The sequence below is a fragment of the Lentibacillus amyloliquefaciens genome, assembly GCF_001307805.1.
Lineage (GTDB): Bacteria > Bacillota > Bacilli > Bacillales > Amphibacillaceae > Lentibacillus > Lentibacillus amyloliquefaciens.
In genome coordinates, this window is sequence record NZ_CP013862.1 from 2656128 (window position 1) to 2670625 (window position 14498).

At 40.0% G+C, this 14498-nt stretch carries 14 protein-coding genes; 2 read left to right on the top strand and 12 right to left on the bottom strand.

Features of this window, described 5'->3' with window-relative positions; genetic code table 11:
- The first annotated feature begins 93 nt into the window (after window positions 1-93).
- Window positions 94-1332 (top strand): IS256 family transposase, encoded by a 1239-nt coding sequence (locus tag AOX59_RS13440; protein WP_068446290.1) that lies wholly within the window; start codon window positions 94-96, stop codon window positions 1330-1332.
- A gap of 1 nt (window position 1333) precedes the next feature.
- On the opposite strand, the gene AOX59_RS13445 is transcribed toward AOX59_RS13440, so the two are convergent.
- Together AOX59_RS13445 and AOX59_RS13450 are read right to left on the bottom strand one after the other, a co-directional pair.
- Complete coding sequence (locus tag AOX59_RS13445) at window positions 1334-1594, bottom strand: SDR family NAD(P)-dependent oxidoreductase (protein ID WP_068446292.1); 261 nt, start codon at window positions 1592-1594, stop codon at window positions 1334-1336.
- A 122-nt stretch (window positions 1595-1716) separates the two neighbouring features.
- Window positions 1717-2466, bottom strand: coding sequence for an SDR family NAD(P)-dependent oxidoreductase (locus AOX59_RS13450; protein WP_068446294.1), 750 nt, complete (start codon window positions 2464-2466; stop codon window positions 1717-1719).
- 348 nt (window positions 2467-2814) lie between these two features.
- Between AOX59_RS13450 and AOX59_RS13455 the strand changes: the two genes are divergently transcribed.
- Complete coding sequence (locus AOX59_RS13455) at window positions 2815-3411, top strand: TetR/AcrR family transcriptional regulator (protein WP_068446295.1); 597 nt, start codon at window positions 2815-2817, stop codon at window positions 3409-3411.
- A 913-nt stretch (window positions 3412-4324) separates the two neighbouring features.
- On the opposite strand, the gene AOX59_RS13460 is transcribed toward AOX59_RS13455, so the two are convergent.
- The 10 genes from AOX59_RS13460 to AOX59_RS13510 all read right to left on the bottom strand — a co-directional run bounded on the left by AOX59_RS13460 (window position 4325) and on the right by AOX59_RS13510 (window position 14484).
- Window positions 4325-6595, bottom strand: coding sequence for a YhgE/Pip domain-containing protein (locus tag AOX59_RS13460; RefSeq protein WP_068446298.1), 2271 nt, complete (start codon window positions 6593-6595; stop codon window positions 4325-4327).
- A 388-nt stretch (window positions 6596-6983) separates the two neighbouring features.
- Window positions 6984-7175 (bottom strand): MerR family transcriptional regulator, encoded by a 192-nt coding sequence (locus tag AOX59_RS20325; RefSeq protein ID WP_237049268.1) that lies wholly within the window; start codon window positions 7173-7175, stop codon window positions 6984-6986.
- A 370-nt stretch (window positions 7176-7545) separates the two neighbouring features.
- Window positions 7546-7737 carry a DUF6440 family protein gene (locus AOX59_RS13470; protein WP_068446301.1) on the bottom strand — a complete coding sequence of 64 codons (192 nt, stop codon included), beginning with the start codon at window positions 7735-7737 and terminating at the stop codon, window positions 7546-7548.
- A gap of 134 nt (window positions 7738-7871) precedes the next feature.
- Complete coding sequence (locus tag AOX59_RS19745) at window positions 7872-8036, bottom strand: hypothetical protein (RefSeq protein WP_156418652.1); 165 nt, start codon at window positions 8034-8036, stop codon at window positions 7872-7874.
- Entirely contained in the window at window positions 8036-8236 is a 201-nt protein-coding gene (locus tag AOX59_RS13475; RefSeq protein WP_068446304.1) for a hypothetical protein, read from the bottom strand. The genes AOX59_RS19745 and AOX59_RS13475 overlap by 1 nt, the downstream gene beginning before the upstream one ends.
- A gap of 32 nt (window positions 8237-8268) precedes the next feature.
- Complete coding sequence (locus tag AOX59_RS13480; RefSeq protein ID WP_068446306.1) at window positions 8269-8457, bottom strand: hypothetical protein; 189 nt, start codon at window positions 8455-8457, stop codon at window positions 8269-8271.
- A 189-nt stretch (window positions 8458-8646) separates the two neighbouring features.
- Window positions 8647-9933 (bottom strand): IS110 family RNA-guided transposase, encoded by a 1287-nt coding sequence (locus AOX59_RS13485; RefSeq protein ID WP_068446308.1) that lies wholly within the window; start codon window positions 9931-9933, stop codon window positions 8647-8649.
- 2402 nt (window positions 9934-12335) lie between these two features.
- Entirely contained in the window at window positions 12336-12920 is a 585-nt protein-coding gene (locus AOX59_RS13500) for an LOG family protein (protein WP_068446314.1), read from the bottom strand.
- Between the two features lie 124 nt (window positions 12921-13044).
- The gene (locus AOX59_RS13505; RefSeq protein WP_068446315.1) at window positions 13045-13563 is read right to left on the bottom strand and encodes a hypothetical protein; all 519 of its coding nucleotides are present in this window, start codon (window positions 13561-13563) and stop codon (window positions 13045-13047) included.
- Between the two features lie 423 nt (window positions 13564-13986).
- Window positions 13987-14484 (bottom strand): DinB family protein, encoded by a 498-nt coding sequence (locus tag AOX59_RS13510; protein ID WP_068446318.1) that lies wholly within the window; start codon window positions 14482-14484, stop codon window positions 13987-13989.
- Window positions 14485-14498 lie beyond the last annotated feature (14 nt).

Genomic DNA, 14498 nt, shown 5'->3' on the forward strand with positions numbered 1-14498 from the left:
CTAAACTGTGTAAGTGAGAGTGCGTACGGCTCTTACTTCGCAGTTTAGTTTTTTATTGGTAGAATAAAAACAAATGAGTGGGAGGTTGTTCTATTGGCGAAGTCGAAGCGTGATACAAAATCTGTTGAGCTTGCGAACCAAATACTAGAAAACTACCAACCAGAGACTGTAGAAGATATGCAAAATGCACTGAAGGATATATTTGGGCCAATGTTTGAATCGATGTTAAAAGGCGAAATGAACCATCACCTAGGTTATGAATCCAATAATAAAGCCGAAAAGGAAACAGAAAACAGAAGGAATGGATACGGCGATAAAACAGTAAAGACCAGTTCAGGTGAAGTCGCTATTCAGGTGCCTCGAGATCGTGATGGATCCTTTGATCCAAAACTCATACCAAAGCGTCAAAAAGACGTTTCTGCGATTGAGAACAAGGTAATATCCATGTACGCACGAGGGATGTCACAACGCGATATTTCTTCAACTGTTGAGGACATCTATGGATTTTCGGTTTCCCACGATATGATCTCTGATATTACGGATAGTGTCCTCCCTGAACTCGAGGAATGGCAGACAAGACCGCTGAGTAACTGTTATGCCTTTGTGTTTGTGGACTGCATGTATACAACGATTCGAAACCAGTATGAGACAAAGAAATATGCCGTTTATACGATTCTTGGCTACACAATGGAAGGCACAAAGGACATTCTGGGATTATGGTTAAATGAGACAGAAAGTAAACATAAATGGATGCAAATCTTTGATGAAATCAAAGCGAGAGGCGTTGAAGACATTTTCTTTATCTCGATGGATGGTGTGAGCGGTTTAGAGGATGGTGCACGGTCTATCTTCCCTAATGTCATCGTACAACGTTGTATGGTTCACTTAATTCGTAATTCTGTTAAATATATTCCGAGCAAGGATTATAAAGCATTCACCAAAGCATTAAGAAAAGTATATGCGGCACCAAGCCTTAAGGCTTGTCATAGTGCATTCGAATCCTTCAAACAACAATGGGCTGCCTATCCAGGAGCAATTGATGTTTGGATAAGAAACTTTCATCACGTTGAGCAGCTTTATGACTACGGCAGTGCCATTCGTAAGGTGATGTACACGACCAACGCGGTAGAAAGCATCCATTCCAGCTTTAGAAAAGTGACCAAAAAAGGAGCATTTCCAAACGAAAATGCCCTTTTAAAAGTATTATATTTGCGAATCAAAGAGCTGGAAACCAAATGGGATGGTGGCCATATACAAAACTGGGCAATGGTAATGAATCAGCTCCTCGTACACGAGAGTCTTAAGGATAGGGTTTTAAAATATCTGGCGTGAATTATAATTTACACACTTTATTTGACAAACCCGTATCAATGAGGTTTTCGACTTCTGTTTCATTAGCGACATTACATTTAATAAATATAGCCTCACCCCCAGCTTCGTTAATCAGGCGCACGGTTTCTTCACCAGTCTCTTCGGAAACATCTGAAACAACAACTTTTGCACCCTCCTCAGCAAATGCTACTGCGCTGGCCCGTCCAATCCCCGAACCTGCAGCCGTAACGATACCAATCTTACCTTCCATTAATTTTGACATTATAACAACCCTCTTTTTTGTTTAAATTCTATTTGTTTTCCCTTACTGTTTGTTCAGCTCTCTCTCTACACCAAGGGGTTTTTTGTATTAATTCTTATTTTTCTTCATACAGGAATAGCCCCTTAACGTAATTTAATGGAACCTCCATCGACCATAAGCGTTTGCCCCGTCATGTATTTGCTGTCATCACTTGCCAAAAATACAGCGACTCGACCAATATCCTCTTCGGGATCACCCAAACGACCCAATGGGATTTTATCGACCATTTCCTCATATTGATTCGGAAAGTTTTGGCGCCATCCTTTCACACCTTCAGTTAAAGCAATTGGAGAGATCAAATTGACGTTAATGCCATCTTTTCCCCATTCATTGGCAGCTGTTCTTGAGATTCCTCTGATTGCTTCTTTTGCAGCGGCATAGGAGGTCTGGTTTATTTGCCCTTCCAATCCAGCACCCGAGGCGAAATTGATCACGGAACCCTTTGTCTTTTTTAATTCATCAAAACAAGCTTTCATTAAATAAAAAGTTGGGTAAAAGCCTGTGTTAAAAGACAGATCAAGCATGTCCTGTGTTGTTTCGGCAAAGGATGCTTGTTTTGAAACATGGGCATTATTAATGAGCACATCAATTCTTCCAAAAGTCTCAAGGACCTTTTCTTTAATAACCCTTGCATTATCGGGATTTGATATATCCATATTCATAAAAACCGCATCAGAAATCTCTTTTAGTTCGACTTCAACTTTTACGCCATTTTGATCATTGACGTCTACTATAGCAACTTTGGCTCCCTCCTTCGCCACTGCACGTGCCATTCCGCTACCAATCCCTCCAGCACCACCGGTGATGACAACGACTTTATCCTTCAATCTCATGTTTCATCCCTCCATTTTATTTTAAAGTTAAAATATTTAATAACATTTATCTACTTCCTGATCTATGCAACAGAGGTGCAGACTTTGATAGTGATAAGATATTCGAAACTATACAGCAAAAAGTTCTTGCTGATAATATCCCATGATTCAATATTATGTCTCCTTGTCAATACACAAAAATTAACCCTTAACATTACCATTCCCTCCAGAAAGTAACCGATACTAATTATTTGATTGTACTCCGTTTCAAATTAATGCATTACATTGACAACACTTAACTATTTCGTCTAAAATAATATACTTAATTGACTTGTTAGTCAATCAAAAAAATAGTGAGGACTGAAAAATATGGCACCAAAAAGCGATGAACAATTTAAAGATATACGTAATAAACGCTACGAGGAAATCAGTAATGCTGCTTTAAAAGTTTTTGCAAGAAAGGGCTTTGCCGCATCCAAAATTAGTGATATTACATCAACTGCGGATTTGAGTCATGGTTTGTTTTACCATTATTTTGATTCAAAAAAGGACATTTATGTGTCCATAATTATGAATGTATTAGATTTATTTATTGAAACAGTGGAGACAGCTGAATCCCAAAAAGGAACACCTTGGGAGCAAATCGTTTGGCTCACTAAAAAAACGTATTCAGCTTCTTTAGAGCAAGAACTTGATCGTCATATACTTATTATCCAAGCATTTCAATCGGAGTCCCTTCCTGATAAACAAAAGAAAGCAATGATTCAAAAATATACCACGGCAATGGAGGGTATTAGTCGTATTATTACCAGGGGACAACGGGACGGCCTTTTTATAGAAGGGGATCCAATGGAACTGGCTATATACTATCAATCCCTTAACCATGGTCTTACATTATGGAACGCCAAAGGCTTCTATCCCATTGATGTATCTGTTGAAAAAGTAATGCGCCAATTACAAGCTTAGACAACAAAAGAAAAGAGTGATTTCTATCAATAAAATGCTTAAACTGTTAAGTGAAAATAAAGTCGTTTACTTTTAGACATCATGAAGCCGCATTCTTCCGTTGATAAAATGCGGCTTTTGAAAAAATTGTTCTTTCTTTTTATATCCACTCAAGTATCACGTTGGAATTTTTGGTAATAAACTTCATTACTGTTATTCTGCAATCGGGGCCAGTTTCTGGAACTATAATGTTCAAAATGAAACTGGATAATTGAATGATACAAAGACGTAATTATTCACGTAAGATGAATAAAACAAAAGCTGCTTAGTATTGGGTTACCGAAGTAGCTTCCATTCCAATTTGAATGGCTTCTTCCACAAGGATAAGTGCTTTTTGGCATAAGCCTTATAGCAACCGTTTCGGATGACAGTCCTTGTTCCAACGTTCCTTGCTTTCCAAGTCCCTTACAACGTAACTATCTATTCTGGACGTAGGCGCTTACTATAAGCCTTTGATGGATGCCGCCGTTGTCCGGTATAGTGTATTTCAAAGGGCGAATTTTACTCTACACCACTCACACCATCGTTGGATGACTCATAGGTTTCCCTATGTTTAATCTTTAGACCCGTACATTCGGAAATTCGCCAGTTCCGAACATTCTCACCTTATCCAGTTTTTCAGCCGTACGGCATACCTTTTCCAAAAGGAATGGCTTCAGCCTTTGTTCTGCCGAATCTACCTGTTCTTAAAACCCCATGACCTGCCAGTCATGACGCATGCAGGAGTATTGACGGGATGGTTCCGTCATTCCCATCCTGCGTTGTAAAGTTTGGATTAACTATAAGTAATCCTCTGCATTTCACGTTTCAAAGTGCTTATAGCATAGCTTGTTGAACGGCGCACTATAGCGGGCTTTTTCTATACTGATAAACATTAATGGAATAAACCAGCCTCCTTGGACTTTTTCATCAGCCTGTCGGTATGTTTATTAACCACATTTTTAAACAGGACACCGAATAACACAAAACCGAGTCCAAATAAACCCAGAATAGCCATATCGTGTATTGCTGATTTCCATATAATGCCCCCGACTGCTTCACGCATTAAATCAATGGCATAGGTGAACGGAAGGAACGGGTTGATTGCCTGGAAAAATTCAGGAAGCAAAACAACCGGATATGTGCCGCCCGCACCGGCAATTTGCAGAACAAGCAGGACAATGACCATTGCTTTTCCGACATCGCCAAAAAGTGAAACAAGTGTGAAGATAATCAGCATAAACACCAAACTGATCAGCAGGCCGAATATCACAAACCAGACAGGATGTGCCATGTAAGCATCAACAATAAACCGGTCACCCAGCGTTACAATGAGTGTCTGCAGTAATCCGATCGTAAGGAACGTGAACAACTTTCCAATATAACGCTCCCTGCCCGTTAGTTCTTCCCCACCATGAACGTCTGCGGCCAATAGGGAAATCAGTAGCAGACCGCCAACCCATATAGCCAGGACAGTGTAGAATGGGGTCATCCCGGAACCGTAGTTCGGAATTGGAAAAAGTTCATTTTTGCTGAGCTTGACCGGTTCCTCAAAAAAGCTCCGTTCTGCTTCAGGATCGTTCTGTAATAATTCAATAATTTCATTGATGTCAGTTTCACCCTGGATGTCACGAATTTTATCAGCAAGTTCATTGACTTTACTATTCACGTACGGATATTCGCCAAGAATTGTATTCAGCATTTCCTGCCCCTCACCAATATTATTTTCGGTATTTGACAGGACTTGTTTTACCTCCGGAATTGTTGACTTGATTTCTGATAAAATCCCTTTTGCATCAGATAACGTCTGTTGCGCATTGTTGATTTTCTGTTTGACTATTGGCTCAATATTTTCTTTATAATCTGTCAGGAAATCTCCTATTCTGTTTGCTGTATTGCCAGATAACTCTTCTAAATCGATGATAACGGAATCGACTTCCTGCTTTTTGTCCTCAATGAATGCTGTAATGTTTTGACCATTCTTCTGCGCTTCTTCAAGAGCTCCACGCAGTGTGCTCAATCGTTCTATGGCATCTTTAATTACCTGATCCTGATTAGCGCTGTTATTCTGGCCGTTGTTCTGATTATTATTCTGGTCGCTGTTTTCCTGACCGTTTGAACCCTCATCACTATTCTGCTTATTTCCATGTTCACCGCCATCGGCCTGTTGCTCCTGATTCATTTCCTTCAGCTGCTTCAACTTTGCTTCTATTTCACCGATGTGACTGGTTGCATCACCCAATGAACTGTCAATGCTTTGCTGCAGTTCTTTACCCTTGCTAAAATCAATGTTCACATTCTGGGCATCTTTAAGCAGTTTGTTGATGTCTTCAGCAGTGCCTTGCGCTTTTTTCAAATCCTCCTCAATTTTCGGTGCCATTTCATTTAAGCGGCCTTCAGCTTTTGACATTAAGTCAGCTGTTTCATTAACCGTTTGAAGGCCATCATTGGTTGTCCGCTCAGCTTCCGGAAGCATGTTTTGCGCTTTATTGATGATAGACTGCGCATCCTTTGTATCCTGCAGGCCATTTGAAATCAAATCATGAATTTCCGGTAATTTTTTTTCCATCGTAAAAACATAATCCTCAAACTTTTTGATATCAGGCAGCTTTTCGTTCAGCTCTACACCAATTTCATCAAACATATTAAAAATAACGCCATTTACTGTGGAAATAAAATTGCTACTGACCTGCTCCACAATCGTACTGGCACCCTTGTCTGTTATTTTCGGGGATATGGCATTGATTTTTTCATTTACGTAGTATTCCGTTTTGCTTTTTTTTGGATTATCTGTAATTACCGTTGACAGGTTATCGGAGAAATCCTCCGGTATGACAATGACAGCAAAATAATCGCCATATTTTAGATTTTCCATTGCCTTTTCACGGTTTGTAAAATGCCAATCCATTGAATCGTTGTTTTTAAGTGTATTGACAAGGTCGTTACCAACGTTGATTTTTTCGTCCCTGACCTGCCCCCCTGCATCTTCATTCACAACACCGATTGGAATTTGATCGGTCTGCCCATATGGGTCCCAGGAGGCCTTTATGTTAAACCATGCATATAATGATGGCAATATAATAAGTCCCCCAATCAAAATAGCTGCAACCCAATTGCGTGTTATATTCTTCATATCTTTCGAGTAAATTTTCCAGCCATTCTTCATGCATATACCTTCTTTATTCTTTATCATTTTGACAGTTTGAGGATCAATAACTTTTTCGCATTTAAACATTGTAGCACTTTTCACGTTGAAAACATAATCGAAAAGAAAACCTTAGCATTCCCCTATTAATAGTATACTTGGTTTCAGCAAATATTTTCCACAAAAATTAAAGGTCTGTTAATCGTTCACAACCTTTTTTTAAAAGAAAGAGATTTATTTATGGGAACATTAGACAAACTACAGACTTTAGTAATACTATTTGCTGTTGGTTGGAATAAATGTATAATCTCAAAAATGATGGGCCACTTAATCTCACCTTCAAACTGAATGGAGTATAGCATCCCTTGCAGGACCTGTTCTAATGCCTGTAACCGTTTCTGCTGCCGTCCTACCATTTCCAGCTGCTGTTCAACCGATTGTTGCCATCTAGCTTTTCCTTGATTTGCTCCAATGAAAAGCCCATATATTTCAAAGCCAACACTTGCTGCAGGCGTAGCACATCATCTTTATCGTATAGGCTATGGCCCCCTTCAGTTGTGGAAGATGGCTTGAGCAAATTTATTTCATCATAGTAATCCAATTTCCGGACTGTAATACCAAGTTTTTTTCGATAATTGGCCGATGGAGTACGTTTTTACATTCTCTTTACATCCTTTATTAGCTGTATTCTCTGTATAATACACCACGTTACGTGTGATTCAAGGAAAAAATATAAAAACAGGCGCAAATCAGGCCTAATCCTGATTGGCGCCCGTTTGTTACTTACTTAGGTTTCCTAAACACTATTATTATAGCTCCATAATTAAGAACACCTGTTTAATATTTAAAAAACTTTTCTTCGTTTTTAAGTTAATACAATTTTAACATAATTCATTCCATTATCGGCTCCGATTCTACAATACAGGGCGCGAATCTTTATTCCAGAATGGCGCCCGTTCGTATCACGGAAATCAATCATCTACAATGACCTCTCCATTTGCATCTAGTAAAGGTGTAATACCATTACCTGAACTAACCCATGATTGAATATAATTTACTCCAGTTTCACGGTCGACAAAAATTGTCATTTTCCCCAGTTTAGGTATATTCTCTACAGCTTTTATATAGAATCGGCTAACTTTCTTTTTCTTGCTTCCAAACATAATAATCCTCCTTCCGCATCGTCAACCTTACATATATTTCTTTACCTTACGACCCACTTCCACAAGATAGGACGCCAATTCTTATTCCAGGTAGGCGCCCGTTCGGTATAAAGTAAATTACGAGCAGAAAAAACTCATTCCTGCTCTTTCTTTGACTTTTTGCCGGAAAATACTAAACCAAATATACCGCCTGTTGCTATTCCAAAAGCCAATGAAGCACCTATGCTATCGAATACCACGAATCCTATAATTGTCATCATCATAAGAAATATAATCATCCAAAACCAATTTATATTCATTATTCCTCTATATCAACCAATTCAGCCTTAAGAATTTGATATTTAACTAGTTCAACTGTTTGGCCTTGTGTATTTTCCACAGGGATAAAATCAGTCGCAATCCCCGAGTAATTACGACTGATTGAACCCTCAATTCGTATGTTTTCAAACTGCTCTCCATTGGACATTGTAATGTCATAAATATGAATTTTTTTCGCCATAATATCTTCTCCCTCTTTATATTAACGTATTCTTAGAATTCCTTCGTTTTTCTTCCGTTTTCTTTCGATTCCCAGAAGCATATGGTAATCATCGAATCCTTCATTTGAAAATAAAGGGTATATTTGGAATTTGAGCAGGACACCAGCCAGACATCCATGGATGATTTCCATGAAATGGATATGAATCGTATGATCGTACCTTGGATCTCCACGTTACACATGGCGGTGGACCCTCCCACGTCTCTCGGCGTCAATGCGCGCAAATTCCTTCGTTCGACCTGACCATGGTGGATGCCGGAAATGCTCCTTTAGCGGGTCTATGCCCTAACGGAAAAAATATCGACCGGCTTCTCCGTGCTTCTATTGTTCGAAATAAACATGCAACGGTTCAACGAAATGGTTCTGTCTTCTTAAGCAGCTTCCTGTAAGTCTGAAATGCCGGGGATGTCCCGGATCATGCGTGTTTCACTGAAGGCACACTCCCGTGTCCCTAAGGTATAAAAGATTTTGACGAGCTTGCGACTCAGAGCGACGAACGACTGCTTCCCGGTAAGGGGATTGGTGGACCGGTGACGATAGTGTTCATGAAGTTTCCGGAACGCTTCATTGTGAAAGGCGAGAGGGCGGGCGACCTGGAACAGCAAGCTCCGCAGTCGCTTTCTCCCGCGTTTCGTAATCGTCGTCTGGCCCTTGAACTTTCCGGATTGGTTCACCTTCAGGTTGAGTCCCGCTAATTTAATGATTTGGCGTGGATCTCTGTAGTTGGCCAAGTCACCGACTTCCGCGAAGAAACCGGCTACCGTCAGGGCGCTGACACCTTTGATGGCCGTCATCTGATCGGCACCAGGGACGTGAAGAACGAGTTCTTCGAGTTGTGCTTCAAGAGCGACGAGACGTTCTTCGATTCGTTTGTACTGCTCGATCAGATAACGGAATTCCTCCCGGGCCATGCGCAGACCGACGGTAAGACCGACACTGGTTTCAGCCGCCTGTTTCAGCGCCTGGATGCGTTTGGTACCAACCGCCCGTTTGGCAGCTGCCTTCACTTCCGCCCGTAACGCTTCTTCCGAAGCTTGGCGGACATCTTCCGGGAGGAAGCCTTTCTCCAATAGGTGGAGGGCGGCTTTCCCGGTCCAGTCTTTGAACACCTGGAGGAACTCCGGGAAGTACCGATCCAGGGCATTCTGCATCTGTGCTTTGATGGAAGAGAGATCTTCCTGCATGATGTCGTAGACCTTCATGCCTTCGCGCAGTTCCGCGTACACATCCTCAGGCAGGGTCGGTTCATGGAACCGTCCATCTTTGACGATTTGAGCGATGACTTTCGCATCCTTCGTATCGTTCTTCGTTGGGGAGTCATCGTCCATCTCTTTGAACCGTTTCACCTTCATCGGATTGACGACCACGGTGTGAATCCCACGGGCTTTCAAGTGATACGCCAGGTTCAGCCAGTAATGGCCGGTGGGCTCCATCCCGATCATGAGATCCGGGCGGTCATGGGCTTCGGAAAGCTCTCTCGCCCAAGTTAGGAGATTCGAAAATCCATCCATCGTGTTGGCGAAGACCAGCCGTTTAGTGAGGTCGCGCCCCCGATCGTCGATGGCCCGTGCGACATGTTTGTGTTTGGCCACGTCGACGCCGATGATCAATGTTCGTTCATTCATTTGCGCTAAGCGCTGATTTTGTGTAAAATCCATAAGTGAAGTCTCCCTTCGGTACTTAATTCGAGGTCATCGCGATGACACTCTCTATCGTACCAAGGGGGCTTTTTTTATGCATTTGTCATATTCCCCGATTTATCCTCACATTCTTTCCTTACAGGAATGCTCCTTTTAAAATTTTATATGCCACAATATGGCCCTATTCAGAAGGACACACTATTATACAGATAAGTAAGGGTTTGAAGTTATCGCTCCCTATGAGCCTGTTAGCATTGCATGTGCCTGTAACACAGAATGGATTTTCATATAATCGATTCTTACTCATCCATAGCTAACCCTACATATGGTAGTCAATACATTTCTATATAATGCGCGTCTAGACCCGTACCTTCAGTTCGTCAGCAATACAGTATGTTATTGTATTTACATTGCATTCTCACCATATCTATTCAACCCAAGCGCCATGATTTACACCGTCCCATCGGGTAGGCTTTCGTCAGCCGGACTGTTACGGTAAATTCTCACGCCTATTAGCCGAGCTTATAACACACTATTTCTTACTAAACAGTGTGCTATTCGACGCAGGGGGAGCCCTTCAGAGCGTTACCTCATCATTCGACTCCTTGATAATATCCTTCAATTAAATCATAAATTACCTGACCTTTACCTAGATTGTGTTAGCCACGTCTCATTTGAGTCAGGAACGTGTCGCACCGACTAGCGCGCCCGTTAATTTAAGATTCTTCTTCATTTGAGGTTTTTAACTGTTTGGCATTTATAAAAAAGGCAGTCCCTATTGTGAATAAACCTAAATATGCAAATGTAGCCATTACTGAGTATTCGTTATCAAAAAACGTTGTATTTACCAGCCAGAATAACCAATATTATTAGTACAAGTGATATATACATTCCCCGAAAAAACTCGCTTATGAGGTTTCACTCGTCTTAAAATCAAACAAAAATAAGACCAAAAAACAACGGAATGACCAATCCTAAAATAAAAATAAAAGAAGTCACAGTTTCATATTTTTTAGACCCGGACAATCTTTTCAGAATAGGATTAGCAATCATACTTATTAAAGCTATACAAATTACAATGCTGATGCTAAATACAACTGTATTATCGTTCAAATAAGTTATAGAAATAAAAAACAAAACTGAAAATGGAATACCTAACAAGAAAGACAAAAAATACTGCATCAAAACACCCCTTTTACAAAATAACACTATTAATTTTTTATTCCAATTTCCTTTTGTTGTGAACCAACAGCAACTCTAAAAACCAAAAGTTGTCGGTAGGCAAAATTGATACCTAACGGTATCTGCCTACCGGCTTTTTAGTTTATTCAGGGTTGCTTTTCCCTCCAAAAGTTTTCTCGGCATAACAAATGTCCTCTAAAGCTCTAAATCATTGCTCCTCGCCTTTGCTCGATCTTGTTAATGCACTGCACCCTGTATTTCTTTCATAAAATGGCTCAGAGGCTCTGTCACGTTCTTTCTGAGAAAAACAACAGCAAACTTATTATGTCTCTCCTCAAAGCTCTTATAATGATTCCTGCAGATTTTATAAAGCTTTGTCGTATTTTTTACCATCTTTTCAACTGAAAGCATTTAATTGTTTATTTTCCTCTTTTAATTCCTCATTCTCATTCTTAAGCTTTTTCGTTTCATCCTATAGCACAACCAATCGTCATTCCAAGTGGTATTAAACTATCTAATAAATTTTGAGCACCTTTTGATTTTTTCTTACCCTGGGTACGTGCCAGTCATTTTTAATATTAACAAATTCATACTCATACTATTGAACCATCTTTTCGTTTAATCGAGCTGTCTTACTCTGTACGAATTAGCCATATAAAAAGTTTCTTTTATGCAACAAAATGGCCCAGTTGAGCAGGAATGGACGCAAGTTATTATTCAATTCTTGCGCCCTATTATGGAAGATCCTTCTGAAGAACCTTATTAAAATAACACTACCGTTACTTATTCATAATAAGTTATCATTTCTTCTCATTTCTTTTCCACTTTTCATAATTGTGGACGATATCGAGTAAGACTAGGAATAAGAAAATGATTCCAATGATTTTGTATTCATTTGACGTTAAATCACTAAACCAATATAAAGCGAGGTATATTAGCGAAACAATTGGAACCCCCCACACTGCACGTATTAATCTCCTTCTATAAGTTAATTTATGATAGTTTAGTACAAAACCTTTATCCTTTTTTTCTTCATTTTTATATATTACCGACATTACCGTACTAACAACGAAAACCGCTATCAATGGTCCAATAAGATACAGTAGAATATTCACTATACCCTCCCTCGCGAGAAACGCTTTAGCTATAAAATTCAACTAACCTGCCTTTACTTGAATAAGGAAAGAGCATTACCGTTGTTAAAGTAATGCGCCCTATTGCGGAAAGATGAACGATAATCACCTATGTTTGATCTTTTTAATATATGTTTTTACTGCCGGTGGTTGATATGTATAAAACTTTTCAATTAAATGTTGAGGAGACGAATCCACAAGGGCCATTGAACGATATTTTTCATCTAAAAATTGCTCATCCGCCATGTGGTTAAAAAAAGATACAAGTGGATCATAGTAATGATTAATATTTAAAAGGCCGCATGGTTTTTGATGTTCACCCAATTGAGCCCAAGTGAAGACTTCCATAAATTCCTCTAGTGTTCCTGGTCCTCCAGGCAAAGCAATAAAACCATCGGCTAATTCAGCCATCTTAGCTTTCCGTTCGTGCATGGATTGGACAACAAATAGCTTAGTTAAATTGGGATGCGAAATCTCTCGGTCTTCCAACATTTCAGGGATGACCCCAATGACTTGCCCATCGTTTTCTAAAACAGCATTTGCTACTGACCCCATCATTCCAACGCTCGCTCCACCGTATATAAGTGTAATCTCTTGTTTAGCGAGTTCTTTTCCTAGCTGAACAGCACCTTCACCATACACATCAGATGCTCCGTTGCTTGATCCACAAAAAACAGCCAAATGCTTCACTGTAATCCCCTCCATTATTTTAACCATCTTTATTATCTCAATAAAAAGGCTACTTTCGATTATCAGATTTATTCAATTTTTGCGCTCTTTTCTGGAAGATTTGAATACAAATTCCTCTTAAATTTTATTGGATAAGTTCTTGTCGTAACTCAGCGAAGCCATCCATCTGTTGTCTGTCTTTATCCACTTTCCATCCTTCTTCTGTTTTTTTCATGACAAGTTGGCCAAAATCCTTGATGGAATTCGTTTCAGGTTTTTCTCCAGTACCTTTGACTTCAATATTTATATCGTAATCAAAACTAATTTCATCATCCGTGTTAACATTACCCACCTCAAAAGAAAGACTTTTCACAGATAAATCACTTTTTGTCTGACGTGAAAAACTTTTAATATAACTAATAATACCCTGGTTAAATAAATATTTACTTTCCTTTTCAGTCGCATACAACCCAAATGTTTCTTTTATTTCTTCAAGGTTATCTGGTGTTTTTTTCTCAGAGATTTCTTCGTATTTAATATTAAATTGCATCTCTTTAAATTCTGTAGCCGCTTGTTTTGCAGCCTCAGTTGAATCAGTTCCGCATCCAGAAAACATTAATACAAATGCAACTACCCAAAAAGAATGACTAACTTTCCGCCACATACCTTAAGTCACCCCCTAACCCTCTTGTAATCGCTTTAAATTAAATTTTGTAGCGGTAAATGTGATTTTAAATATTTTTCTCTATACAATTAAATACGTTATAAGAATTATGAAGTTTCACCGTATGAAATTTCTTCAACAATCTGGCCCCTTATATCCAGTTTAGGCGCTAATACTTATTCCTGATTAGCGCCCGTTTGAGGAATACCGGTAACCGATTTTTGTATACAACTTTATTGTAGAGTTACCGACTTTATTTTTGTAGGACATTAAAGACAGCGTAAGCGATATTTAAGGAGTACCCCCTAGTCTTTCAGTGAAGTACCCCTTGTTCACACCGTACCAGAATACTGATCAAATTAGTTGGAGAGTACCAGCGGTCATGCCGATGCTCTGCGACATTTGGCGCATCGAGAAACTGATTTATTGGGCTTCCTCGTCGGCCGAGGGACCATAGATACCCGGTACCGGAATATCTAGTAAACGCAAATAAACCCCAAGCTGCGCCCGGTGATGAACCATGTGGCTTAGTCCAAAGGTGCGAAGCGCAATCGCCCGCGGCTCACATTGGATGATATGGTCACCGTGGCGCAACGTCCATTCCTCGCCAAGCGTTTTCTCGTCGCATTCAGCTAGCAGCTTTTCTAACTTGCCGACGTTCGCGTCGAACTCCCCCAGAACGTCAGAGCGTTTTTCCAAAGGTTCCCGTCTTAACGGCACGGTCGATAGATCAAACTCAGGGTACTGAAAAATCTCGATTTGCCAGTTCAGCAGATTAATCAAATGCGTGGCCAGCCCTCCGAGCGACATTGATTTATCGTGCGGCTTCCACGACATATATTCCTCGGACAAGCGTTCCAGAACGCGTCGCGTGGTGGCTAGTTCATGCGTTATGTCGCCAACGATCAAATGCTTAACCATAAATTCTCCACTCC

Excerpts from the sequence above, each read along its gene's own strand:
- AOX59_RS13455 (WP_068446295.1), top strand. The coding sequence starts at position 2,815 with ATGGCACCAAAAAGCGATGAACAATTTAAAGATATACGTAATAAACGC.
- AOX59_RS13480 (WP_068446306.1), bottom strand. The coding sequence starts at position 8,457 with ATGTGTAACGTGGAGATCCAAGGTACGATCATACGATTCATATCCATT.
- AOX59_RS13460 (WP_068446298.1), bottom strand. The coding sequence starts at position 6,595 with ATGAAGAATGGCTGGAAAATTTACTCGAAAGATATGAAGAATATAACA.
- AOX59_RS13505 (WP_068446315.1), bottom strand. The coding sequence starts at position 13,563 with ATGTGGCGGAAAGTTAGTCATTCTTTTTGGGTAGTTGCATTTGTATTA.
- AOX59_RS13485 (WP_068446308.1), bottom strand. The coding sequence starts at position 9,933 with ATGGATTTTACACAAAATCAGCGCTTAGCGCAAATGAATGAACGAACA.
- AOX59_RS19745 (WP_156418652.1), bottom strand. The coding sequence starts at position 8,036 with ATGAATATAAATTGGTTTTGGATGATTATATTTCTTATGATGATGACA.
- AOX59_RS13475 (WP_068446304.1), bottom strand. The coding sequence starts at position 8,236 with ATGGCGAAAAAAATTCATATTTATGACATTACAATGTCCAATGGAGAG.
- AOX59_RS13510 (WP_068446318.1), bottom strand. The coding sequence starts at position 14,484 with ATGGTTAAGCATTTGATCGTTGGCGACATAACGCATGAACTAGCCACC.
- AOX59_RS13470 (WP_068446301.1), bottom strand. The coding sequence starts at position 7,737 with ATGTTTGGAAGCAAGAAAAAGAAAGTTAGCCGATTCTATATAAAAGCT.
- AOX59_RS13445 (WP_068446292.1), bottom strand. The coding sequence starts at position 1,594 with ATGTCAAAATTAATGGAAGGTAAGATTGGTATCGTTACGGCTGCAGGT.
- AOX59_RS13450 (WP_068446294.1), bottom strand. The coding sequence starts at position 2,466 with ATGAGATTGAAGGATAAAGTCGTTGTCATCACCGGTGGTGCTGGAGGG.